This is a genomic window from Dactylosporangium sp. CA-233914, from assembly GCF_050942935.1.
Lineage (GTDB): Bacteria > Actinomycetota > Actinomycetes > Mycobacteriales > Micromonosporaceae > Dactylosporangium.
Map to the genome: position 1 here is coordinate 8508388 of NZ_CP192030.1, position 21993 is coordinate 8530380.

Annotated in this window: 19 protein-coding genes; 8 read left to right on the top strand and 11 right to left on the bottom strand. The window is 72.2% G+C overall.

Annotation, left to right across the window (positions count from 1 at the left end):
• The first annotated feature begins 36 nt into the window (after window positions 1-36).
• A complete protein-coding gene (locus ACQPY0_RS37975; protein ID WP_432972096.1) occupies window positions 37-1557 on the top strand; it encodes an MDR family MFS transporter in 1521 nt (506 codons plus the stop codon).
• 77 nt (window positions 1558-1634) lie between these two features.
• Here ACQPY0_RS37975 and ACQPY0_RS37980 read toward each other — a convergent pair whose 3' ends face one another.
• The 3 genes from ACQPY0_RS37980 to ACQPY0_RS37990 form a co-directional block, all read right to left on the bottom strand.
• A complete protein-coding gene (locus tag ACQPY0_RS37980) occupies window positions 1635-3374 on the bottom strand; it encodes a hypothetical protein (RefSeq protein ID WP_432972099.1) in 1740 nt (579 codons plus the stop codon).
• Window positions 3375-3888: 514 nt separating this feature from the next.
• Window positions 3889-5835, bottom strand: a complete 1947-nt coding sequence (locus tag ACQPY0_RS37985) for a glycosyltransferase family 39 protein (RefSeq protein WP_432972102.1) — start codon at window positions 5833-5835, stop codon at window positions 3889-3891.
• 316 nt (window positions 5836-6151) lie between these two features.
• Window positions 6152-6712, bottom strand: coding sequence for a helix-turn-helix domain-containing protein (locus tag ACQPY0_RS37990; RefSeq protein WP_432972105.1), 561 nt, complete (start codon window positions 6710-6712; stop codon window positions 6152-6154).
• A gap of 66 nt (window positions 6713-6778) precedes the next feature.
• Between ACQPY0_RS37990 and ACQPY0_RS37995 the strand changes: the two genes are divergently transcribed.
• From ACQPY0_RS37995 to ACQPY0_RS38010, 4 genes are read left to right on the top strand one after another with little or no spacing between them, the layout of a single operon-like run.
• Complete coding sequence (locus ACQPY0_RS37995) at window positions 6779-7657, top strand: NAD(P)/FAD-dependent oxidoreductase (protein WP_432972108.1); 879 nt, start codon at window positions 6779-6781, stop codon at window positions 7655-7657.
• 42 nt (window positions 7658-7699) lie between these two features.
• Window positions 7700-8656, top strand: a complete 957-nt coding sequence (locus ACQPY0_RS38000) for a DNA polymerase domain-containing protein (protein WP_432972111.1) — start codon at window positions 7700-7702, stop codon at window positions 8654-8656.
• Window positions 8656-9207 carry a GrpB family protein gene (locus ACQPY0_RS38005; protein WP_432972114.1) on the top strand — a complete coding sequence of 184 codons (552 nt, stop codon included), beginning with the start codon at window positions 8656-8658 and terminating at the stop codon, window positions 9205-9207. Before ACQPY0_RS38000 ends, ACQPY0_RS38005 begins: the two co-directional genes overlap by 1 nt.
• 56 nt (window positions 9208-9263) lie before the next feature.
• Window positions 9264-10499 (top strand): sugar efflux transporter, encoded by a 1236-nt coding sequence (locus tag ACQPY0_RS38010; protein WP_432972117.1) that lies wholly within the window; start codon window positions 9264-9266, stop codon window positions 10497-10499.
• A 220-nt stretch (window positions 10500-10719) separates the two neighbouring features.
• On the opposite strand, the gene ACQPY0_RS38015 is transcribed toward ACQPY0_RS38010, so the two are convergent.
• Window positions 10720-11619, bottom strand: a complete 900-nt coding sequence (locus ACQPY0_RS38015) for an alpha/beta fold hydrolase (RefSeq protein WP_432972120.1) — start codon at window positions 11617-11619, stop codon at window positions 10720-10722.
• A 36-nt stretch (window positions 11620-11655) separates the two neighbouring features.
• On the opposite strand from ACQPY0_RS38015, the gene ACQPY0_RS38020 reads away from it, so the two are divergent.
• Entirely contained in the window at window positions 11656-12180 is a 525-nt protein-coding gene (locus ACQPY0_RS38020; RefSeq protein ID WP_432972123.1) for a helix-turn-helix domain-containing protein, read from the top strand.
• A gap of 105 nt (window positions 12181-12285) precedes the next feature.
• On the opposite strand, the gene ACQPY0_RS38025 is transcribed toward ACQPY0_RS38020, so the two are convergent.
• Complete coding sequence (locus ACQPY0_RS38025; RefSeq protein WP_432995525.1) at window positions 12286-12396, bottom strand: hypothetical protein; 111 nt, start codon at window positions 12394-12396, stop codon at window positions 12286-12288.
• Window positions 12397-12593: 197 nt separating this feature from the next.
• Here ACQPY0_RS38025 and selD point away from each other — a divergent pair, with 197 nt between their 5' ends.
• Window positions 12594-13592 carry a selenide, water dikinase SelD gene (gene selD / locus ACQPY0_RS38030; protein ID WP_432972126.1) on the top strand — a complete coding sequence of 333 codons (999 nt, stop codon included), beginning with the start codon at window positions 12594-12596 and terminating at the stop codon, window positions 13590-13592.
• Window positions 13593-14507: 915 nt separating this feature from the next.
• On the opposite strand, the gene ACQPY0_RS38035 is transcribed toward selD, so the two are convergent.
• The gene (locus ACQPY0_RS38035) at window positions 14508-15416 is read right to left on the bottom strand and encodes an NAD(P)-dependent oxidoreductase (RefSeq protein ID WP_432972129.1); all 909 of its coding nucleotides are present in this window, start codon (window positions 15414-15416) and stop codon (window positions 14508-14510) included.
• A complete protein-coding gene (locus tag ACQPY0_RS38040) occupies window positions 15413-16282 on the bottom strand; it encodes an NAD(P)-dependent oxidoreductase (RefSeq protein ID WP_432972132.1) in 870 nt (289 codons plus the stop codon). The genes ACQPY0_RS38035 and ACQPY0_RS38040 overlap by 4 nt, the downstream gene beginning before the upstream one ends.
• Before the next feature lie 137 nt (window positions 16283-16419).
• Between ACQPY0_RS38040 and ACQPY0_RS38045 the strand changes: the two genes are divergently transcribed.
• Window positions 16420-16767, top strand: coding sequence for a winged helix-turn-helix transcriptional regulator (locus ACQPY0_RS38045; RefSeq protein ID WP_432972135.1), 348 nt, complete (start codon window positions 16420-16422; stop codon window positions 16765-16767).
• On the opposite strand, the gene ACQPY0_RS38050 is transcribed toward ACQPY0_RS38045, so the two are convergent.
• Genes ACQPY0_RS38050 through fdh form a run of 4 tightly spaced genes read right to left on the bottom strand, consistent with a single transcriptional unit; the run spans window position 16694 to window position 21937 of the window.
• Complete coding sequence (locus tag ACQPY0_RS38050; RefSeq protein WP_432972138.1) at window positions 16694-17041, bottom strand: cyclic-phosphate processing receiver domain-containing protein; 348 nt, start codon at window positions 17039-17041, stop codon at window positions 16694-16696. The two genes, ACQPY0_RS38045 and ACQPY0_RS38050, sit on opposite strands and share 74 nt — an antisense overlap.
• Entirely contained in the window at window positions 17038-17994 is a 957-nt protein-coding gene (gene nrfD, locus ACQPY0_RS38055) for an NrfD/PsrC family molybdoenzyme membrane anchor subunit (protein WP_432972141.1), read from the bottom strand. The genes ACQPY0_RS38050 and nrfD overlap by 4 nt, the downstream gene beginning before the upstream one ends.
• Window positions 17991-18740 (bottom strand): 4Fe-4S dicluster domain-containing protein, encoded by a 750-nt coding sequence (locus ACQPY0_RS38060; RefSeq protein ID WP_432995527.1) that lies wholly within the window; start codon window positions 18738-18740, stop codon window positions 17991-17993. The genes nrfD and ACQPY0_RS38060 overlap by 4 nt, the downstream gene beginning before the upstream one ends.
• A gap of 8 nt (window positions 18741-18748) precedes the next feature.
• The gene (fdh, locus tag ACQPY0_RS38065) at window positions 18749-21937 is read right to left on the bottom strand and encodes a formate dehydrogenase (RefSeq protein ID WP_432972144.1); all 3189 of its coding nucleotides are present in this window, start codon (window positions 21935-21937) and stop codon (window positions 18749-18751) included.
• Window positions 21938-21993: the final 56 nt, after the last annotated feature.

Below are 21993 nucleotides of genomic sequence, written 5' to 3' on the forward strand. Positions count from 1 at the left end.
GCACACCCGGCCGCGCCGCCGTCGTAAGGTGTGGCAATGCAGGAGGCCACTTTCACCAAGCGGGCCGGGGTGGGCCTGCGCTCGGAGCGCGGACCGGTGCTGGGCTCGGTCATGCTGGCCACCGGCCTCGTCGCGCTGGACAGCACGATCATCGCGACGGCCGTACCGTCGGTGGTGCGCGACCTCGGCGGCTTCGCGCACTTCCCATGGCTCTTCTCGATCTATCTGCTGACCGCGGCGGTCACCACGCCGCTCTACGGCAAGCTCGCCGACGTGCTGGGCCGCAAGCCCGTCATGTTCTTCGGCATCGCCGTGTTCCTGGTCGGCTCGCTGCTGTGCGGCGCCGCGTGGAGCATGCTGACGCTGATCATCTTCCGGGCGGTGCAGGGCATCGGCGCGGGCGCGATCCAGCCGATCAGCATGACGATCATCGGCGATCTGTACTCGGTGCAGGAGCGCGCCCGGGTGCAGGGCTACCTCGCCGGCGTGTGGGGCGTGGCGTCCGTGGTCGGGCCGACGCTGGGCGGGGTCTTCGCGGAGTACCTGTCGTGGCGGTGGATCTTCTTCGTCAATCTGCCGCTGGGCCTCGTGGCCGCGTGGATGCTCGCGCGGCACCTCAAGGAGAACGTCGCCCGGCGCGCCCACCGCATCGACTATCTCGGCGCGGCGCTGCTCATCGGCGGCTGCACCCTGCTCATCCTCGGCACGCTCGAGGGCGGCATCACCTGGGCGTGGCTGTCCGCCCCGAGCGTCGTCATCTTCGTGCTGGGCGCGGCGATGGTGACCGCGTTCGTGTTCGTCGAGCGGCGCGCCGAGGAGCCGGTGCTGCCGCTGTGGGTGTTCCGGCACCGCACGCTCGTCGGCGGCAACCTGGCGTCGATCGCGGTCGGCGCGACGGTCATCGGACTGAGCTCCTACGTGCCCAACTTCTCGCAGGGTGTACTCGGCACGGGCGCCCTCGTCGCCGGGTTCGTGCTCGCGGCGATGACGCTGGGCTGGCCGATCGCCGCGACGTTGTCCGGGCGTATGTACCTGCGCATCGGCTTTCGCAATACGGCGCTGATCGGCGGCCTGGTGACCCTCGCCGGCTCGGCCATGTGCGCGCTGTTGACCGAGCGGACCACCGTCGCCATGATGTCCGCGGTCTGCTTCGTCATCGGCGTCGGGCTGGGCCTGGCGTCGGCGCCGACGCTGGTCGCCGTGCAGTCGGTGGTGGGCTGGGACCGCCGCGGTGTGGTCACCGGCACCAACATGTTCGCGCGCTCGATCGGCAGCGCGGTCGGCGCGGCCGTGTTCGGCGCGATCGCGAACACGACGCTGGAGCGGCGCTTCGCCGCCGCGCCGCCGGACGTGAAGCCGTCGCTGGGCGAGGGCTCCGACGCGACGAACATCGTGCTCAAGGCCGGCCAGATGCCGGAGCACGTCGCCGATTACGTGCGCGCGAGCCTGTACGCGGCCACGCACAACGTCTTCATCGGGCTGCTCGTCGTGGGGGTGTGCGGCGTGGCGGTCCTGCTGCTGATCCCCCGGCACACCAAGGAACTGCCCCCGGCGTAGCACGCGGCACAAAAGTGTCGGTGGGTCGCGTTAGCGCCGATTTTCACGCAGCGAATTGGCCCTCACTTGCGGGTTGGTCAGGTGTACTCGTAGCGCAGGGTGCGGCCGTTGAGCCAGGGAACCGTGACGTGTTGTGGGAGGTCGGCTTGGCGGAGGACGGGTGAGTAGGCGCGGCGGTCGAGGCGCACGATGATCTGGTTGTTGCGGGTGAGGATGTGTCCGCCGGTGGACAGGAAGCGTCGTTGCAGGGTGTCGGGGGTTGCGGTGGCGTAGCCGGGCAGGCGGCGGCGCAGTGCCGCGCAGACGGCGTGGGCGAGGACGGACAGGACGACGTCGAGGTCGATGTTGAGGGTGACGGCGCCGGCTAGGGCGTCCAGGCTGAAGGAGCGGATGGCCTCGGCGAGGCGTTGCTCGATGTTCATTCGGCGGGCGTAGGTCTCGATCATCTGTTTGGCGGGTAGGTGTTCGCGGTTGGTGATGAGCAGGGTGGGTTCGTCGTGGCCGAGTCCGGCGACGGCCAACTGCCGCAGCGTGTCTGGGTATTTGCTCAGGCGTGTGGTGGGGTTGTCGATGACGCGGACGGTGCGGGTCTTGCCGCCGGCACGGTCGACGGTCATCGGTGTCCATGCCTTGGCAGGTAGGGCATGCAGCGCGGCGGTGAGTTTGGCGGTGCGGGCGCGGAGCGTGATGAACCCGATCCCGCGTTGGGTCAGGGCCCAGAGTTGGTCCTGGGTGGTGACTTTGGAGTCCATGACGAGTAGATCGGGGTCGTGGCCGGTGGTGGCGTGCCAGTGCTCGACGAACGCCATGACTTCGCCGGCTTGGGTGGTTTTGGACAGGTCGGCGTTGGCGTAGAGCAGGGCGTGGCTGTGGGCGTCTTCGGCGAAGAAGGTCAGCACGCTGCGGGTGCGTTGGGAGCGGGAGGGTACGTAGTGTTTCTCCAACGCCGGGTCTTGACCCCAGTGCATGACGGCGTGGAAGTCGAGGTTGACGACCTCGCCGACTGCTAGTCCATTGTGGATGATGGATCTGTCGAGTGCGGTCAGGAACGCGGCCTGCTTGGCGTGGGCGAGCCGGTAGGAGTAACTGGTCAGGGCGGTGGTCTTTGGCAGCGCGGTCAGGCCGGTGAACACGGCCGTGGCCGGGTCTGCGGCGATGTCGTGCACGTGTGAGACGCGTCGGGTGGCGGTCAGCTTCAGCGCCAGCAGGCTCAGCACGTAGCTCAGGGCTGGGATGTCACGGGTGCCGGGGTAGGCGGCGCGGCCCACGATGTCGGGCAGGTCCAGGGCCAGCAGGTCCGGGATGGTCAGGAGCAGTCCGGCCAGGCGGGTCGGTGTGCCGGTGGCCAGGGCGTGGTAGTCGTCAGGTTGCAGAGCACGGGCGCGGGGCAGGTCGTCGCGGCGGGGTCCGCCGCGCTGGGCGTCCGGGCGCCGCCAGATCCGTGGCAGTCCGGCTTCGGTGATCACCTCGCTGATCCCGGTCCGGTTCAACCCGATGCCCTCGCGGGCCAGTACCGGGCCGATCTCGTCGATGGAGTAGCCCTCCGCGCGCAACGCGATGATCCGTTCCCGGGCGGCGTCCTTGCCCGGAGCGCGTTTGGGGCCGGGCCGCGCCGGGGCGAAGAAGTCCCGTGCCCCGGCGCGGAAGTCGGCCACCGCCGAGTGCAGTCCGGCGACGGTGTACCCGAACCGGGCCGCGACGCTGTGTGCGGGCTCGCCGTCGAGCAGGTAGGCGCGCAACGCCTCGTACCGGCGCTGCGGACCGGGCGCAGGATCGGTGAAGAACTCCCCACCGGCACGGGCGGGTCGTCCGGGCATCGCGATGGGCTGAGGTTTATTCGCTGACTGGTCAATGCCGGTAGTCAACCACACCGCTCGCGGCCGGTCCAGAGTCAAGGCTGGGCACGTCGGCCGTTTCGATGCTTCCAGGCCCTACAAGTCCTCAAACTACAAGGGTTTGCCTCAGGGGTACCGCCGCCGGTTCGCCCGTATCGGGATCGTCGCCGCCGAAACACCACTAGGAACCAGGTCGATCAGTCAGCGAGTACCCCTCACTCGATGATACGTGTGTGAACGACCTCGGGCCTACGGCTTCCTTACCTGGCAACGCCGTAACGACCCGACACCATCCCCGGACCACGTCCTCGACTCTCCCCAGCCCCGGAAAAGCCCAGCCGCGAAAATCGGCGTTAGCGTGTGGCCCGTGGAGCTTTCGTCGTGCCGGTGTCGTGGCAACGCGGCATGCGTTCCCGCCGGGGCGCCGGTGAACGGGCGAAGACGCGGCGCGCGCCCGGGCGTGGCCGTCCGGGCGCGCGCCGCGCGCGTTGGCGGGTCAGGAGGTGAGCTTGTAGACGGTGGTGCTGCCGACCGTCTGGGCGGTGTGGTTCGCGGCCACCCAGGTCGCGATCTCGCTGTTGCCGCCGCCCATGCCGCCCCGGCCGCCGGAGACGTAGTAGGCGACCTGCCCCTTGGCGACCCAGGTCTTGAACTGCTCCAGGGTGGGGGCCGGGTCGCTGCCGTCCCAGCCGCCGATGGCGATGACCGGCTTGCCGGTGGCCAGCTCCAGCTCGGCGGCCGACTGGTCGCCGGAGGTGGCCGCCGCCCACTTCGTCGTCGTGGCCTTGAGCAGGTTCGTCAGCTCGCTGCCGCTGCTCTGTGCGCCGCCCGGAAAGCCGTTGCCGCCGCTGCTCTGCGCGCCGCCCGGGAAGCCGTTGCCGCCGCCCAGGCGGCCGCCGAAGCCGCCCGTGCCACGTGCGGTCGGGCCGGACACCGGGATCGAGCCGGCGTGGGGCTGGCCCGCGGTGGCGACGGCCCAGGCGGTCGTGCCGCCGAAACCGGCCAGCACCGCGGTCAGGGCCACGACCACGGCCAGGCGGCGGGCGGTCCGGGAGGCGGCGGGGGCCGCGGACGGCGTGGCCTGGCCGGCGAACGCGGCGATGGCGACCGCCGCGGCGCCGCCGACGATCAGCACCGCCCAGCGCAGCCACGGCAGCCAGGTGGCGTCGCGGGAGAGCAGGGTGAAGTCCCACGCGGCGGTCACGAAGACCATGGCGGCCAGGACCAGGCGGGTCGGGGTCGCGGCGCGGGCCCGCCACAGCTCCCGGCCGGCGATGGCGACCAGGGCGGCGATCGCCGGGGCCAGCGCGACGGTGTAGTAGGGGTGGATGGTGCCGGACATGTAGCTGAAGACCAGGCCGGAGACGACCAGCCAGCCGCCCCAGATGGCCAGCGCCGCGCGGGTGGCGTCGGTGCGCGGCGCCCGGCGGGTGAACCACAGGCCGGCGACGAGGGCGATGAGGGCGGCCGGCAGCAGCCAGCTGATCTCGGTGCCCATGCTGTCGCCGAAGAGGCGGGTGATGCCGGTGGCGCCGCCGAAGCCGACATTCTGCATGCCGCCACCACCGCCACCGCCGCCCCGGTTGCCGTTGCCGCCGAGGATGCGGCCCAGGCCGTTGTAGCCGAGGGCGAGCTCCAGCAGGCTGTTGTCGGTGGAGCCGCCGATGTATGGGCGGGAGCCGGCCGGCCACAGGGCGACCAGGGCGACGAACCAGCCGGCCGAGACGACCAGGGTCGCCCCGGCGGTGAGCAGGTGCACGAAGCGGCGGCCGAGACCCGTGGGGGCCGCGATCAGGTAGGCCAGGGCGAACCCGGGCAGGACCAGCAGGCCCTGCAGCATCTTGGTGAGGAACGCGAAGCCCAGGGCGGCGGCGGCCAGCGCCAGCCAGCCGGGCGAGGCCTTCTCGACGGCCCGGGTGGTGCAATACGCGCCGGCGACGAGCAGCAGCGTCAGCAGGGCGTCGGGGTTGTCGAAGCGGAACATGAGGACCGCGACCGGGGTCAGGGCCAGGGCGGCGCCGGCGACGAGGCCCGCGGCGGCGCCGAAGTGGCGCTTGACGGTGGCATACAGCAGCGCCACCGCCGCCACGCCCTCCAGGGCCTGGGGCACCAGCAGGCTCCAGGAGTTGAAGCCGAAGATCCGGCCCGAGAGGCCCATCACCCACAAGGAGGCGGGCGGCTTGTCGACCGTGATGACGTTGCCGGCGTCCAGGGAGCCGAACAGCAGCGCCTTCCAGCTCTGGGTGCCGGCCTGGACCGCGGCGGCGTAGAAGCCGTTGGCGGTGCCGGACTCGCCGAGGCGCCAGAGATAGAGCACCGCGGTGAGCAGCAGCAGCCCGGCGAGCGCCGGGCGTTGCCAGGCCGGGCGGCCCGCCTTGGCCTCGTGGCGGGGGCCGGGCCCGGCGGCGGGCCGCGGTGGGCTGGGCAGCGTCGTCGTGGTCATGGCGCCGACTTTTCCGGCCGGGCCTGTCCCAAGCTTGCCAAGACGCTGTGCGCCACCTGTGAACCGCCCGGGCTCCGCGTCCCACGCGGGGCCGGGGAGGCCGGGCCGGGCAGGGCCGGGCAGGGCCGGGCAGGGCCGGGCAGGGCCGGGCAGGGCCGGGCAGGGCCGGGCAGGGCCGGGCAGGGCCGGGCAGGGCCGGGCAGGGCCGGGCAGGGCCGGGCAGGGCCGGGCAGGGCCGGGCAGGGCCGGGCAGGGCCGGGCAGGGCCGGGCAGGGCCGGGCAGGGCCGGGCAGGGCCGGGGAGGTCGGGGCGCTCGTCAGGTCGGGCGGGCGCGGAGGTGGACGCGTTCGCCCTGGGGGCCGAAGATGCTCAGGACCTCGGTGGCGTGGTCCGTCGGGTTGCCGAACCAGTGCGGGACCCGGGTGTCGAACTCGGCCGCCTCGCCGGAGTTCAGCATCAGGTCGTGGTTGCCGAGGACCATGCGCAGGCGGCCAGAGAGGACGTAGAGCCACTCGTAGCCCTCGTGGGTCTTCGGCTGCGGGACGCCGTCGGCCGGGGTGCGGGGCGGGAAGACGAGCTTGAAGGCATGGGGTGCGCCCGGGCGGCGGCTCAGCGGGTAGTGGGTCACGCCGTGGCTCACGATCGCGCGGGTCGGCACGCGCGGGTCGTCCGGGGAATCGGTGCCGGCCAGGTGGTCCAGGGTCACGCCGTGCGCGCGGGCCAGGGGCAGCAGGAGCTCGAGCGTGGGGCGGCGGCCGCCCGACTCGAGGCGGGACAGGGTGCTCACCGAGATACCGGTCTCGGCCGACAGCGCGGTCAGGGTCACGTCTCGCCGCTCGCGCAGGGCGCGCAGCCGCGGGCCGATGTGTTCGTCCACGACTCCAGTTTGCCATTCCAGCAAAGATCTTTGCCAGAATCGCGGACGCGAGGGATGGTCGAGGGCATGAGCGAGCGATACGACGTAATCGTCATCGGCGGCGGGGCCGCCGGGCTGAGCGGGGCGCTGACCCTGGGCCGGGCCCGCCGGCGGGTGCTGGTCGTCGACGGCGGGCAGCCGCGCAACGCGCCCGCCGAGGGCGTGCACAACTACCTGGGGCGGGAGAACACGCCGCCCGGCGAGCTGCTGCGGATCGGCCGCGAGGAGGCCCGGTCCTACGGCGTGGAGATCGTCGAGGACACCGTCGAGCGCGCGCACCGCGACGGCGAGGACTTCCGGGTCGAACTGGCCGGCGGCTCGAGCTTCACGGCGCGGCGACTGCTGGTCACCACCGGGGTGGTCGACGAACTGCCGGACATCCCCGGCCTCGCCGAGGGCTGGGGGCATTGGGTGCTGCACTGCCCGTACTGCCACGGGTGGGAGGTCCGCGACCAGCCCATCGGGATCATCGCCACGAGCCCGCTGGTCGCGCACGCGGCGCTGCTGTGGACGCAGTGGACCGCCGACCTCGTCCTGTTCACCAACAACCACGAGGTCCCGGGCGTGCCGGCGAGCGTGCGGATCGTCGAAGGAGCGGTGGAGAAGGTCGACGCACAGGGAGTACACGTGGCGGGCGGACAGTTCGTCGAGCGCGCCGCCATCGTCGTGCAGACCACGCTGGCCGCCCGGGCCGGGTTCCTCGACGATCTCGGGCTGAAGACCGAGGTGCTCGAGATGCAGGGGGTGCCGGTCGCCACCTATGTGCCAGCCGACGCCATGGGCAAGACCGCCGTGCCGGGCGTGTGGGTCGCGGGCAACGTCACGGACCCCATGTCCCAGGTCATCGTGGCGGCGGCCGGCGGGATGAAGGCGGCGAGCGTCATCAACATGGACCTGCTGCTGTAGCCGAAATCCGGCGGCGGGGCCGTGAACCGATACGGTGTGACGGTGAGCACCGCCGAGGAACGCGACGGGGTCGCGCTGACCAACCTCGACCAGCCGATCTTCGAGGGGGCCGGCGCGAGCAAGCGTGACCTCGTCGACTACCTCGACGCCGTGCGGGACCGGATCATCCCGGTGCTGCGCGGCCGGCCGCTGTCCGTGGTGCGGATCATGCGCGGCCAGGACAAGTTCATGCAGAAGAACGTGCCGAAGTACACGCCGGACTGGGTCCGGACCGTGCACATGTGGGCCGAGACGTCCAAGCGCGACGTCGCGTATGCGCTGTGCGACGACCGGCGGACGCTGCTGTGGTTCGCCAACCAGCGGGCGGTGGAGTATCACCCGACGCTGGTGCGCGCCGACGACTGGGCGCACACCACGCACCTGGTGCTCGACCTCGACCCGCCGGAGGGTGACGACTTCGGGCTGGTCGTGCGGGCCGCCGGGCTGGTGCGCGAGACGCTCGCCGCGGCCGGGCTCGCCGGGGCGGTGAAGACCAGCGGCGCGAAGGGGCTGCACATCTTCGTACCGATCGTGCCCACGCCGATGGAGGACGTGGCCGCGGCGACCCGGGCGATCGCGGCGCGGGCCGAGCGGACCGACCCGGCCCTGGCGACCACCGCGTTCATCCGCGAGGACCGCCACGGCAAGGTGTTCGTGGACCCGACCCGGGTCGGCGGGGCGACGGTCGTGTGCGCGTACAGCCCGCGGTTGCGGCCCGGTTGCCCGGTGTCGTACCCGCTGGGCTGGGGCGACCTCGACGGCGTCGACCCGCGCGACTTCACCGTGCACACCGCGCCGGGGCTGCTCGGCGACGCCGACCCGTGGGCCGCGCAGATGCCCCAGCCGCAGGAGGTCCCCGCCGACCTCGTCGCGGAGGGCCACACCATCCCGGTCCCCCGGGTCCAGGCCATGCACGAGGGCAAGCGCCGCGCGAAGGCCCGCCGCCAGGCGGAGGCCTGATGCCGGTCCACATCGCCCCGGCCGACGAGGCGTGGGCCGGGCGGGGGCGCGAGCTCGCCGCCGAGGTGCACTCGGCCGCCGCGCCGCACGCGCTGCGCGTCGAGCACATCGGCAGCACGTCGATCCCGGGCATGGCCGCCAAGCCGGTGTACGACCTGCAGATGAGCGTCGCCGCGCTCGACCGGGGCACGCTGGACGCGCCGCTGGCCGCGATCGGCTTCACCCGCCGCGCCTACGAGCACGACCACGTGCCCGCGGGCCGCGGCGACGACCCCGAGCGCTGGCGCAAGCTGTTCTACACCCGCGACGAGCCGGAGCTGATCAACCTGCACGTGCGGGTGGCCGGCTCGCCGAACGAGCGGGTCGCGCTGCTGTTTCGCGACTGGCTGCGGGCGCACCCGGCGGCGGTGGACGCGTACGCCGCGTTCAAGGTCGCGCTGGCCGCGCGGCTCGACGACGTCGGCGAGTACGCGGACGTCAAGGACCCGGTGGTCGACCTGGTCATCGTGGCCGCCGAGGTGTGGGCAGCCACGACCGGCTGGGAGCCCTGACGTGATCCAGGAAATATTCGGGAGAGCGCTCCCCCGCCTTCGCGTAAGGTGCGGAGGTGGTTTCGGGGATTAGCGTCGACTCGCCCGCGGGCGTCGCCGGACGGGCCGGGCGGACCCTGGTCCCGCTCGGCGTCATGTTCTTCTTCGTCGGGTTGTCGACGGCGGTCGTCGGGCCGTTCATGTCGCTGTTCCTCAGCACCGAGGTGCGCGCGGGGCCGGCGTACGTCGGGGCGTTCCTCGTCGCGGGACCCGTCGCCGGGATCGTCTCCTCGTCGCTGCTCGGCCGCCTCTCCGACCGCCGCCCGATCCGCCGCCGGCTGCTGCTGTCCGCGGCGCTGGCCGGCGCCGCGGGCTCGGCGGCGACGGCGTTCGTGCGCGAGTACTGGCTGCTGCTCGCGCTGACCATGACCCTCACGGCGCTCAGCGGTGCGCTGTTCCCGCAGTCGTTCGCCTACGCCCGCGAGGTGCTGCAGCAGCGCGGCTCGACCCACGCGGCGATGGCGATCAGCACCCTGCGGATGGTGTTCTCGGTCTCCTGGGTGGCGGGCCCGCCCGTGGCCGCGTTCCTGCTGCAGGCCGGTGGTTTCCGGGCGCTGTACCTCACCGCGACCGCGATGTACCTCGTCGCCGCCGCCGTGGTGCTGCTGCGACTGGAGGAGGCGTCCCCGCCCGCGCACGTCGAGCGCCCGCCCGCAGGCCGCGCGGGACCGGCCGTGTGGACGACGGTCGCCGCGTTCGCGCTCATGCAGGCCGCCGGGGTGCTGGGGGTGCAGGCGATGTCGCTGTACCTCAGCCACACCCTGCACGCCCAGGTCCGCGACGCCGGCCTGGTCCTCGGCCTGTGCGCCGCGCTGGAGATCCCGCTGATGCTGGGCTTCGGCGCGCTGTCGACCCGCTACCCGCTCGGCCGCCTCATCATCCTCGGCAGCGGGTTCGGGGTGCTGTACCACGCGCTGGTCGCCCTGGCCGCGCACAGCTGGCAGGTCGCGGCGCTACAGGCGCTCAACGCGAGCTTCATCGCCGCCGTGCAGGGGCTCGGCATCTCCTACGCCCAGGAGCTCCTGCCCGGCGAGCCCGGCCGCGCCGCGACCCTGGCGGGCAACGCGTACCCGATCGCGGCGATCCTGGCGGGGCCGCTGCTGGGGCTGTCGGCGGACCTGGGGTACCGCTACGCCTACGTGGCGGGCGCACTGCTGTGCTCGGCCGGCTTCCTGCTGCTGCTGGCCACGGCCCGCAGTCACCCCTCCGCGGCCCCGGCGCCCGCGGCCGTGCCCGCCGGGCAGCCCGGCTGATCAGCCGCGGCGGCGCTGCTGCTTGGCACGGTTGCCGCAGCTGTCCATCGAGCAGCGCGAGGCGTCCGGGAACAGCGCGTCGCACCCGGGGGTCGGCGTCACCAGGTCGCGGGCGATGAGGCCGAGGGTGCCGGTGACGGGATCGTTGGCGTACCACCGCAGCTCGCCCTTCTCCCCCAGCGCCCCGGCGGAAGAGATCGGCCATCCGGACAGCCCAGGTTCAACGCCGGTTCAACCGGTACATCCCGAGGAGATCCTGCAGGGCGGCGAGAACCGCGGCGGGCCGTTGCACGTGCAGATACTGGTGCGACGCGCCCTCGACCAGGCGCTGTTCGCCCCGCGGAACCGACGCGGCGACGGCCGCGTGCAGCGCACGGACCCCGTCGTGGGCGCGCGCGAGCAGCTCCGGCGGCATGTGCTGGGCCCACACCGGGTTCACGTCGGCCGCGGTCAGCACGATGAGCGGCACGTCGGGCAGGGGGCCGCCGGCGGCGAGCTCCGCGTAGACGTCGGTCTCGAGGTTGCGGCCCTCGCGCAGTCCGGTCCGCCAGTGCGCGAGGCGGTGCTCGACGAGCGGCTCGCGGACGTCGTCGGGCCACTGGGCGTAGAGCGCCCGCAGCGCGGCCCCGGCGGCCGAGACCTGCTCGGGCGTGAGGTCGGGCAGGTCGTCCCAGGCCGGCTTCATCTCCTCGTTGAGCGCCACCACCTCGGGCGGCAGGAACTTCAGGATGTCCTCGTGCCCCGGGTCGATGAACAGCAGCCCGGCGACGTCGTCCGGGAAGAGCTGCGCGAACCGGCGCGCGTAGACGGCCCCCATCGAGTGCCCGGCGAGCACGTACGGCCCCGGAATCCCGGCGGCGGCCAGCACGTCGCGCAGTTCGCCGGCCACGTCGGCGGCCGGGCGGGGCAGCTCGGCGTCGTCGCTCCAGCCGGTGCCGGCCCGGTCGTAGGTGACCGCCGTCGTCAGCCGGGCCGCGCCCTGCAGCAGGTTGTCGTACTCCAGCCCGACGAGCCCGGCCCCCGGCAGCAGCACGACCGGCGGCGCGCCCGACCCCGCGCGGTACAGCGCGATCCTGCGCCCACCGGCCGCGACGAGCTCACCCCGTGGCATTGTTCGCATGGATGCGAACATTATCAGGTGTGCGAACATAAGCCAATGGACCCCGTCGAGTTGCTGCTGCACCCCGTGCGGCTGCGCATCGTCCACGCCCTCTCCGGCGGCCGCAGCCTCACCACGCAGCAGCTGTGCGAGCGCATCGCGGACGCGTCGAAGGCGACCGTGTATCGCCACGTCGCCCTGCTCGCCGAGGCCGGCATCCTGGAGGAGTCCGGCCAGCAGCGGGTCCGCGGCTTCGTCGAGCGCCACTACCGCCTGCAGCCCGCCCGCGCCGCCGTCACCGCTGAGCGCGCCGCCGCGGCGACCGTGGACGAGCATCGCCGGGCCTTCGCCGCCTCGATGGCCGCGCTGCTGGCCGAATATCAGGCCTACCTCGACGACCCGGGCGCCGATCCGGCGGCGGACCAGGTCGGCTACCGCCAGCACGCGATCTGGCTGAGCGAGGCCGAGCGCGCCGAGCTCATCGCGGGCATGCGTGCCGCGATCGTGCCGCACCTGGCCAACGAGCCGGCCCCGGGGCGCACCCAGCACCTACTCAGCCCGATCCTGTTCCCCCTGGGCTGAGCTTTTCCAGTCGCCGGGGCCCCGCGCAGCTCGGCCGGGACGAGGTCGATCGCGAACCGCCGCCGGCCTATCCCAGGCCGAGCACCGCGACCACCGGGGTAGCGCTCACGGCCGGGCCACCTCGATGCCGCGCAGATGCTCGATGACGCCGGCGACGTGCGCGCGCATCGCCGGCTCGGCCGCCGTGGGGTCGCGCTGGCGGATCGCGGCGATGATCCGCTCGTGCTGCGGCGGAGCCGCTCGCGGGGCAGGTAGTCACCGTGTTGGATCGCCTCCCGCAGCGCCTCCCGGGCCGGCGCGGACGGGGCCGGGTGAGGGTGCTCGGCGGAAACGGCCAAAGTCTGCCCGCTACTGAGAGCGCTGGCGGGATCGTTGACAATCACCGCCGGGCGCGCGGGCATAGACTGGCCGGCGTGACGGCGACGATCCGGCTGACCGGTTACGCGCACGGCGGCGGCTGTGCCTGCAAGATCCCGCCCGGCGAGCTGGAGGCGGTGGTCGCGGGCCTCGTCGGCGACCAGGCGCCCCAGGGCCCCGGCGAGCTGCTCGTCGGGCTCGACGACGGCGACGACGCGGCCGTCGTGTCGATCGAGGGCGGCACCGCGATCGTGGCGACCGCCGACTTCTTCACGCCCGTCGTCGACGACCCCTACGACTGGGGCCGCATCGCCGCCGCCAACGCCCTGTCCGACGTCTACGCGATGGGCGGCCGCCCGGTCGTGGCGGTGAACCTGCTGGCCTGGCCGCGGGAGGTGCTCCCGATGGATCTGGCCGCGTCCGTACTGCGCGGAGGCCTCGACATCGCCCGCGAGGCCGGCTGCCACGTGGCGGGCGGGCACTCGGTGGACGACCCCGAGCCGAAGTACGGCATGGCGGTCACCGGCCTCGCCGACCCCACCCGCCTGCTGCGCAACGACCGCGGCCGCCCCGGCCTGCCGCTGACCCTGACCAAGCCGCTGGGCATCGGCGTGCTGAACAGCCGCCACAAGGCCACCGGCGAGCCGTTCCCGCACGCGGTCGAGGCGATGACCACCCTGAACCGCGCCGCCTCGGAGGCCGCCCTGGCCGCCGGCGCCGAGTGCGCGACGGACGTGACCGGCTTCGGCCTGCTGGGCCACCTGCACAAGCTGGCCCGCGCCAGCGGCGTGACGGCGATCGTGGACTCCGCGGCCGTACCGTACCTGGACGGCGCCCGCGAGGCCCTGCACGACGGCTTCGTCAGCGGCGGCACCCGCCGAAACCTCGACTGGGTCCGCCCCCACCTGGCTTCCGGCCCGGTGGACGAAAACGAGCTACTGCTGCTGGCCGACGCCCAGACCTCAGGCGGCCTCCTGATCGCGGGCGAGATCCCCGGCTACCCCGTCGTCGGCGAGCTGATCCCCTACGACGGCCACACCCTCCGCGTCCGGTGACGTGCCGCCCACCGACACCCGGCGGGTGATCAGTGCGACGGCGCCTGCGCATCGCGTTGGTCGTCGCCGGGCTGCTGCCGCCGCAAGCACCGACTCTGGACAGCTACCACCAGCGGATCGACACACTGGTGGGCGCGGTGCCCGAGCCGCTGCGGGCCATGGTGCGCCGCTACGTCCGGTGGGCCGTCACTCGCCCGCTGCAGCAGAAAGTCGACTCCGGCGTCACCGTAAGCCCACAACTTGTCGACTGGCCACTGACCCGAGCCCGAGTCGCCGCGCAGTTCGCCACCGCCGTAGCCACCGCAGGCGGCCACCTCTCGGACGTCAGCCAATCACAGCTGGACGCCTGGGTGGGCGAGCTACCCAGTCACCGCCCCGCGCTGCGCGCGTTCGTGCAGCGGGCCGTCAGCACCGCTGCCTGCATCCCGACCTCGATGTCCCCGCGGCCAGCAGCCGTGAACTGCGTACCGGCATGGACGACGACGAACGTCTCCAGCCGGCACGGCACCTATTGCGCGAACGCACCGTTCACGTTGGCGCTGTCCGACACCCCGATACGACTCCGCGAGCCACTCGCGGGACTCGCTCCACCGGCACACAGTGGCTGTTTCCCAGGAGCCAAGGCAACCGGCCCTATCCGCCGAACGCCTCCGCGAGCGCATCACCCACCTCGGGCTGCACCGGATCCTGCCCGCCCGCAACGGCGCACGTGCCGCGCTCGCATCGCAGCTACCGCCAGCGCTCCTCGCCGACCAGATCGGCCTGTTCCTGTCCCCTGCTTCGCTCTGGTCGAAGGCCACCGGTGCAGCACGCGGCGAGTACACGAGCCTCCGCAACCGATAGCCGCCGACTGGTCGTCAGGGCCGGCGCGGAGGGCGTTGGACACCACCATCCGCGCCGGCATGAGTGCTTCCGTCAGCTGTCGGCTTTGATCACCTCGTAGAGTGCCGTCCAGCTCTTGGTTGCGTGGCCAGCGGCGATCGCCCGGTCGTAGTGCGCCTTGACCGCCTTCGGCAATGCAACGTCGACGCCGAAGGTCTCGCTGGTCCGCACGATGTGGTCGGCTGTGGCGCCCATCATCAGGGCTGTGCTGAGGTCGCCGGGGTGCTCGCCGGCCTCCAGTTGTTGAGCCAGCTGCGCGCCATCGCCGATCATCGCCGGAATGCCCGTGAGGGTGCTCAGCACGCCGGGCAGAAAGTCCGCCGCCGGGACGCCCGCGGCGGTGACAAGAGCCGTGGCGTGCAGGAGGCTCGACAAGGCGGTTAGGAACACGTCGAGGTGGGCCTGGTAGAACAGCTGGGCCAGGCCGGGATCGCTGCCGAGGTACTTCGGCTCGCCGATCACCCTCAATACCGGTTCATGCGTGTCGAAGGCGTCCTTCGGCCCGCTGTAGAACGCGTACGCGCCGCGGTTCCCAATCGCGGGAGCAGGCACCATGACTCCGCCGGTGATGAAACTCGCACCGTGTTCTGTCGCCCATGCCGCAGCCCGCCGCGACGCATCCGGCGTGTCGGAGCTGAGGTTGACCAGAACCTTGCCTCCCAGTGCGGCAGGCCGCCGCTCGTCATCGACCACCGGGGCGAGGATGTCGTACATCGCCTGATAGTCGGTGAGGCTGATGACGGTCAGGCCGCTGGCGGCGATGGCGTCGGCGGGTGTGGGTGCCAGCGCGGCCCCGGCGGAGATGAGGTCGTCGGCCCGGCCGGGCGTACGGTTCCACACGGTGACCGGATGCCCGGCCTGTATCAGGGTAGTGCCCATCGCCCGGCCCATCGGGCCGAGGCCGATCACGGTGACCGGGGCTGGTGTGCCGGTGCGGCTCATCGCGCGCCTTTCAGTTCCTCGAAGATGCGGGCGGTGCCGTGGTCGCCGAATCCGGCGGTGATCTGGCGTTGCACGATGTCGTGCACCGGCCGGAGTACCTCGACGGCGACGCCTTGTTCGGCGGTGGCCCGCAGTAACGTGGCCAGCGCCGTTTCGGTGAACTGCAGGCTCTGCTGGCCCTCCCCGGTGTAGTCCTTGGCGTCGACCGTCGCGGCGAAGCCAGCCAGCCGGCCAGTCATCGCGGCCAGGAACGGCACCTGCACCTCGGCGAACTCGGTCGCCGACACACCCGCGGCGCCAACCATCGCCGCGCCGTGCAGAAAGCTGGCGAACATCGTGTACATGCCGGTCAACATCGCCATGTCGTAGAGCGAGGCCATACCAGCGTCCGGCCCGAAGAAGCTGCTGGCACCCCACCGGTCCAGCAGCGGCCGGTGCTGCTCAAAGGCGGCGACCGAGCCGCTGTACAGGATCGCCGAACCCGGGCCGCCGATCATCTGCGGGACAGCCATGATCGCACCATCGAGGTAGACAATGCCGCGCTTGGCGGCCCACGCCGCGAGCTCGCGCGACTCGTTCGGCGTCGTGGTGGTCAGATTGATCACCGTGCGCCCAGACAGGCCGGCGCCGACCGGATCGAGCACGCTATGCACGGACTGGTGGTCGAACAGGCAGACGACAATCACTCCGTCGCCAGCTACCGCCTCCTTCACATTGCCGGCCACGACGGCGCCGCGCCCGCCGAGGGCCTGCGCCCGACGCGGGCTGCGGTTCCACACGACCGTGGGTCGGCCGGCGTCGAGGGCCGCTCCGGCGAGGGCACTGCCCATCGCCCCCAATCCCAGGAACGTGGTGCTGGTGGTCATCAGATGTTCCTTCGTTCCGCTCGGTGACATGACGGCGCGCCGATCACCATCGTCTGCGGGTACCTTCGTGTTGGCTAGTACCCACTAATTTGTTCAATACTTACGTGTTGGTAAGTATCGAGCGCAGGGAGAACTCGATGAGATCGAACGCTAGGCGCGGCCCCTACATCTGCGGCATCGACGCCGCGATGGACGTGGTGTCGGGGAAGTGGAAGTCGCTGATCCTGTGGGAGCTGAACAACTACGGCACCCGCCGCTTCGGTGAACTCAGACGCGGCCTCATCGGCGTCAGCGAGAAAATGCTCATCCAGCACCTGCGTGAGATGGAGGAGGACGGGCTCATCCACCGCGAGGTCTACCGCGAGGTCCCACCCAGAGTGGAGTACTCCCTCACCGAGCACGGCATCTCACTCAACGAAGCCCTCCGCTCGCTGGGTGCATGGGGCACCCAACGATGCGAGCGCCTCGCCGCCGAACGCAACTGACGTTGCGCGATCCCTTGACAGTCGGGGAACATCTGAACCAGACGGAGACGGGACGCCGCCCGAAGGATCTAAAAATCCTCTTTGGGGCTTTCTTGGTTACCGGGGTGCTGGCTCTCGTTGACGGGTCGTCGCCGAGGTCGTGGTCCAGCCAGAGTTCGTCGATGCGCTCGTGGCGGTGCCGTCGCAGCACCTCGATCCCCGCGGCGCTGGTGCGCGCCACGTGCGCGGGTGCGGAGTCGAGGAAGTCGCGCAGGTCGTCGACGAGCAGCCTCACGCTCCGGACTCTGCGGCCTTCTGGGGCTCCACGACGTACTTCGGGTCCTTCGTCGATGCCACCCCGGCCTCGAACACGCCGAAGCGGGTGGCGAGCGAGCCCGCCAGCAGGGCCGCCCCGGACAGCGCCGACAGCACCCGGCTGCGCCGCCCGAGGAGCGCCCCGGCCGCGCCGGCGATGTTCAGGGCCCGGGCCGCGCGCAGCAGCCGGCCGGCCTTGCCCGTGCGGTACGGCTCGCTGAGCAGCCCCAGTCCGTGCTCGATGCGGTGCGTGGCGGCCAGCTCGAGGCCGACCCCGGCGACCGCGAGCGCGCGGGCCGGGCCGCCCTCGTCCGGCGGCGCGGCGATGAGGCCGACCGCGGCTCCGCTGGCCAGGGCGCTGCCGGCGAAGGTGAACGGCAGGTCGTCGCGGGCGGCGTGCCACGACGGGGCGGCGGTGTCGGTGACCAGGACGGCGGTGTACGTGGCCAGCGCCGGCGCCAGCGCGGCCGCCCCGATCCCGGCGGCCCGCCCGGCCGCGCCGACGATCCCGCGCGGGCGCGCCTCGGTGGTGGCGGCCAGGCCCGCGGCCCCGCCGAACGCGCTGAGGATCCACGTGCCCACGGACATCGGCGAGGTCGGCTTGGCCACGCGCAGCATGTGGTGGAAGCGCTCGGGCCGGCCGAGGTCGTTGATGAGGAAGTACGTGCTGACGCCGAGCGCGCCGAGCGCCGCCAGCCGCGCGGCCCGCCTGGTCCTCGGCCGCCCGGTCAGGTCGGCGCCCGCGGCGAGCAGTGCGCTGCCGGCGGCGAGCCCGCCGGTGAAGAAGTACGCCGGAACGTCGTGCTCCCACACCGGCGCCTTGAGGATCGGCCGCCCGTAGTACGACCGGAAGTCGGCCCGGGGGACCTGGACGTCCTCGCCGCCGTGCTCGCGGCGGCCCTGTGGCCGCCGGTCCCGCCCCGCTCGTGTCATGGCCGCCGCCCCAGGAACGACACCGCCACGGCCGCGGCCATCGTCAGCGCGGCCAGCCCCGCCCGCTTCCACATGCGGGGCAGGTTACGCGTGCTGGCGACCGGGGCGGGCGGCAGCCCGTACACCTCCGGCTCGTCCAGCAGCAGGAAGAACGCCCCCTGCCCGCCGACCCCGTCGCCCGGGTCGTGGCCGTAGAGCCGCGCCTCGGGCCGGTCCAGCTGCGAAAGCCGGGCCTCGGCGCGCTCGCGCAGCTCGTCGAGGGGGCCGTACTGGATGGACTGGGTCGGGCAGGCCGTCGCGCAGGCCGGCTGCAGGCCGTCGCCGATGCGGTCGTAGCACAGCGTGCACTTCCAGGCGCGGCCGTCGCCCTCGCGGCGGGCGATCACGCCGTACGGGCAGGCGGAGACGCAGTAGCCGCAGCCGTTGCAGATGTCGGCCTGCACCACAACGGTGTCGAACTCGGTGCGCAGCAGCGAGCCGGTCGGGCACACGTCGAGGCAGGCCGCGTGCGTGCAGTGCTTGCACACGTCGGACATCATCAGCCAGCGCATGTCCTGGGAGTCGCCGGGCGCGGGCTGCTCGATGAAGGCGACGTGCCGCCACGAGTTCGCGTCGAGCTGGCCGGTGTTGTCGAAGGACATGCCGAGCAGGTCGAGGCCGTCGGCGGGGACGGCGTTCCACTCCTTGCAGGCCACCTCGCACGCCTTGCAGCCGATGCAGACGCTGGTGTCGGTGAAGAATCCCATCCGCTGTGTCACAGGCCGGCCCTCCGGTTGTAGTCCTCGACGAGGGCGCGCAGCGCGGCGCCGCGCGGACGGCGGCCGGGGCGCACGTCGCAGGTGCCCACCTTGCTCTCCTGGATCAGCACGTTGGGGTCGAGCACGATGCCGATGAGGTCGTTGGCGGAGTCGCCGGTGGTGAGGCCGGAGTTGCCCCAGTGGTACGGCAGCCAGATCTGATGCACCGGCCGGCCGTCGATGCGCAACGGCCGCAGCCGCGTGGTGACCATGACCCGGGCCTCGATCGCCGAGCGGCTGGTGATGACGTGCGCCCAGCCCATGTGCGTCAGGCCCCGCTCGGCGGCGAGCGCGGGCGAGACCTCGACGAACATCGCCGGCTGCAGCTCTGCGAGGTAGTCCAGGGTGCGGCTCATCCCGCCGGCGGTGTGGTGCTCGGTGAGCCGGCTGGTGGTGAACACGAACGGGAACACCTGGCTGTGCGCGGGGTGTATCGGGTTCTCGGAGCGCTGGTAGCGCTTGCGGGTCGGGTTCGCCTGCTGCGTGTACAGCGGGTTGTCCACCGGCGACTCGGCCGGCTCGTAGTGCGTCGGCATCGGCCCGTCCACCAGGCCGCTGGGCACGAACAGCCAGCCCTTGCCGTCGCCCTGCATGACGAACGGGTCGTTGCCGGCGATGGCGGCGGATCCGGACGCGCCGGGCTCGGGGCGGTACGACGGCGGCTTGGTCTTCTCGAAGTCGGGAACGTCCGGGCCCGTCCACTCGCCCTTCGCCTCGTCCCAGTAGACGTAGGCCTTGCGTGCGCTCCACGGGCGGCCGTCGGGGTCGGCGGAGGCGCGGTTGTACATGATCCGCCGGTTCATCGGCCAGGCCCAGCCCCACCGCAGGCCGATCGGGTCGTCGGGCGTGGCCGGGTTGCGCCGGGCAGCCTGGTTGACGCCGCCCGCGTAGACGCCGGAGTAGATCCAGCAGCCGCAGGCCGTGGACCCGTCGTCCTTGAGCTCGTTGAAGCCGGACAGCACGGCGCCGGTGGCCGTGTCGTAGCCGTTGATCTCGCGCAGGACGGCTTCGGCGGAGGGCTCCTCGTGCGGCCCGTGGGTGGGGTAGCTCCAGGCCAGGTCGTGCACCGGCCGGTCGCGCTCCAGCTTCGACCCCGCCAGCCGGGCCCTGACCATGCGGCCGAGGTGGTAGAAGAACCACAGCTCGGAGCGGCAGTCGCCCGGCGGGTCGAGCGCCTTCTGGCGCCACTGCAGCAGCCGCTGGGTCTGGGTGAACGTGCCCTCCTTCTCCACGTGGGAGGCGGCCGGCAGCAGGAACACCTCGGTCTTGCACTCCCCGGGCACGATCTCGCCGGTCTCGACCTCGGGGGAGTCGCGCCAGAACGTGGCGCTCTCGATCTCGTACAGGTCCCGCACGACGAGCCAGTCCAGCTGCGCCATGCCGAGGCGCTGGGCGCGCCCGTGCGCCGAGCCGACCGCCGGGTTCTGACCCAGCAGGAAGTACCCCTTGATCTTGCCGTCGAGCATCGACAGCACCTGCTGGTAGGTGCCGTGGTCGCCGGTCATCCGCGGCAGGTGCCCGTAGCAGTAGTCGTTCTCGGCGGTGGCGGCGTCGCCGAAGTACGCCTTGAGCAGGCTGACCGCGAAGGCGCGCGCGTTGCCCCAGAAGCCCTTCTGCCCCGGGTGCCGGATCGCCTCGACCCACTCCTCGAACGTGTCGTGCCGGCCGGCGCTGGGCATCGGCAGGTAGCCCGGCAGCAGGTTGAACAGGGTCGGGATGTCGGTGGAGCCCTGGATGCTCGCGTGCCCGCGCAGCGCCATGATGCCGCCGCCGGGCCGGCCCATGTTGCCCAGCAGCAGCTGGATGATCGCGCCGGTGCGGATGTACTGCACCCCGACCGAGTGCTGCGTCCAGCCGACGGAGTAGACCAGCGCGGTGGTGCGCTCGCGCCCGGAGTTGCGCGTCCAGGCCTCGCACACGGCGGCGAAGTCCTCGGGCGAAATGCCGCACACCTGCTCGACGACCTCCGGCGTGTATCGCGAGAAGTGCCGCTTGAGGATCTGGTACACGCAGCGCGGGTGCTGCAGCGTCTCGTCCCGCTGGGCGTCGGCGGGCACCGGCGGGCCGTGCGACTCGTGCCGCAACCCTCCGGCGCTCTCCCTTGTGACGTGGCCGTGCTCGGGCTCGTGCTGCCCAAGGTGGCCCTCGTACTGCCACGACGACGGGTCGTAGGCCTGGGTCTGCGGGTCGAAGCCGGAGAACAGCCCGTCGAGGTCCTCGGTGTCGCGGAAGTCCTCGCCGACGATCGTGGCGGCGTTGGTGTACGCCACGACGTACTCCCGGAAATCCAGCTCGTTGCTCAGGATGTGGTTGACCACGCCCCCGAGGAACGCGATGTCCGACCCGGCCCGGATCGGCACGAACATGTCGGCGACGGCGCTGGTGCGCGTGAACCGGGGGTCGATGTGGATGACCTTCGCCCCGCGGGCCTTGGCCTCCATCACCCACTGGAAGCCGACCGGGTGGGCCTCGGCCATGTTCGAGCCCTGGATCACGATGCAGTCAGCGTTGGCCAGGTCCTGCTGGGAGCCCGTGGCACCGCCGCGACCGAAACTGGTCCCCAGACCGGGGACGGTGGCGGAGTGTCAAATGCGGGCCTGGTTCTCGATCTGCAGGGCGCCGATCGCGGTGAAGAGCTTCTTGATGAGGTAGTTCTCTTCGTTGTCCAGGGTCGCGCCGCCGAGGCTGGCGATGCCGAGCGTGCGGTTGAGCGGCCGGCCCTCGTCGTCGGTGTCCTGCCAGGTCTGCTCGCGGGCGGCCACGACCCGGTCGGCGATCATCTCCATCGCCGTGGCGAGGTCGAGCTCCTCCCACTCGGTGGCATAGGGCCGCCGGTACTTCACCCGCGTCGCCCGCAGCGGGCTGGTCACCAGGCTCTTGCTGGCCGAGCCCTTCGGGCACAGCCGGCCGCGCGAGATCGGGCTGTCGGGGTCACCCTCGATCTGGATGACCCGGCCGTCCTTGACGAACACTTTCTGGCCGCAGCCGACCGCGCAGTAGGGGCAGACAGATTTGGCGACCGAGTCGGCCTGGGTGGTGCGGGCGGTGACGGCGTCGGTGCGCGCTGAGCGCACGGCATCGCCCCGGCCCGTCGGATCGGGACCGGTGAGCTGCCGGTACACCGGCCATCTCCGCAGCCACTCCACGCCCCGACTCTATGCCACGACCCGGGGAGCGTGCTCGCCGGGCGGCACCGGATCGC

Excerpts from the sequence above, each read along its gene's own strand:
- ACQPY0_RS38040 (WP_432972132.1), bottom strand. The coding sequence starts at position 16,282 with ATGACCACCAGCACCACGTTCCTGGGATTGGGGGCGATGGGCAGTGCC.
- ACQPY0_RS38045 (WP_432972135.1), top strand. The coding sequence starts at position 16,420 with ATGAGATCGAACGCTAGGCGCGGCCCCTACATCTGCGGCATCGACGCC.
- ACQPY0_RS37975 (WP_432972096.1), top strand. The coding sequence starts at position 37 with ATGCAGGAGGCCACTTTCACCAAGCGGGCCGGGGTGGGCCTGCGCTCG.
- nrfD (WP_432972141.1), bottom strand. The coding sequence starts at position 17,994 with ATGACACGAGCGGGGCGGGACCGGCGGCCACAGGGCCGCCGCGAGCAC.
- ACQPY0_RS38005 (WP_432972114.1), top strand. The coding sequence starts at position 8,656 with ATGCCGGTCCACATCGCCCCGGCCGACGAGGCGTGGGCCGGGCGGGGG.
- ACQPY0_RS38060 (WP_432995527.1), bottom strand. The coding sequence starts at position 18,740 with ATGGGATTCTTCACCGACACCAGCGTCTGCATCGGCTGCAAGGCGTGC.
- ACQPY0_RS38015 (WP_432972120.1), bottom strand. The coding sequence starts at position 11,619 with ATGCGAACAATGCCACGGGGTGAGCTCGTCGCGGCCGGTGGGCGCAGG.
- ACQPY0_RS38035 (WP_432972129.1), bottom strand. The coding sequence starts at position 15,416 with ATGAGCCGCACCGGCACACCAGCCCCGGTCACCGTGATCGGCCTCGGC.
- ACQPY0_RS37985 (WP_432972102.1), bottom strand. The coding sequence starts at position 5,835 with ATGACCACGACGACGCTGCCCAGCCCACCGCGGCCCGCCGCCGGGCCC.
- ACQPY0_RS38020 (WP_432972123.1), top strand. The coding sequence starts at position 11,656 with ATGGACCCCGTCGAGTTGCTGCTGCACCCCGTGCGGCTGCGCATCGTC.
- ACQPY0_RS37995 (WP_432972108.1), top strand. The coding sequence starts at position 6,779 with ATGAGCGAGCGATACGACGTAATCGTCATCGGCGGCGGGGCCGCCGGG.
- ACQPY0_RS37980 (WP_432972099.1), bottom strand. The coding sequence starts at position 3,374 with ATGCCCGGACGACCCGCCCGTGCCGGTGGGGAGTTCTTCACCGATCCT.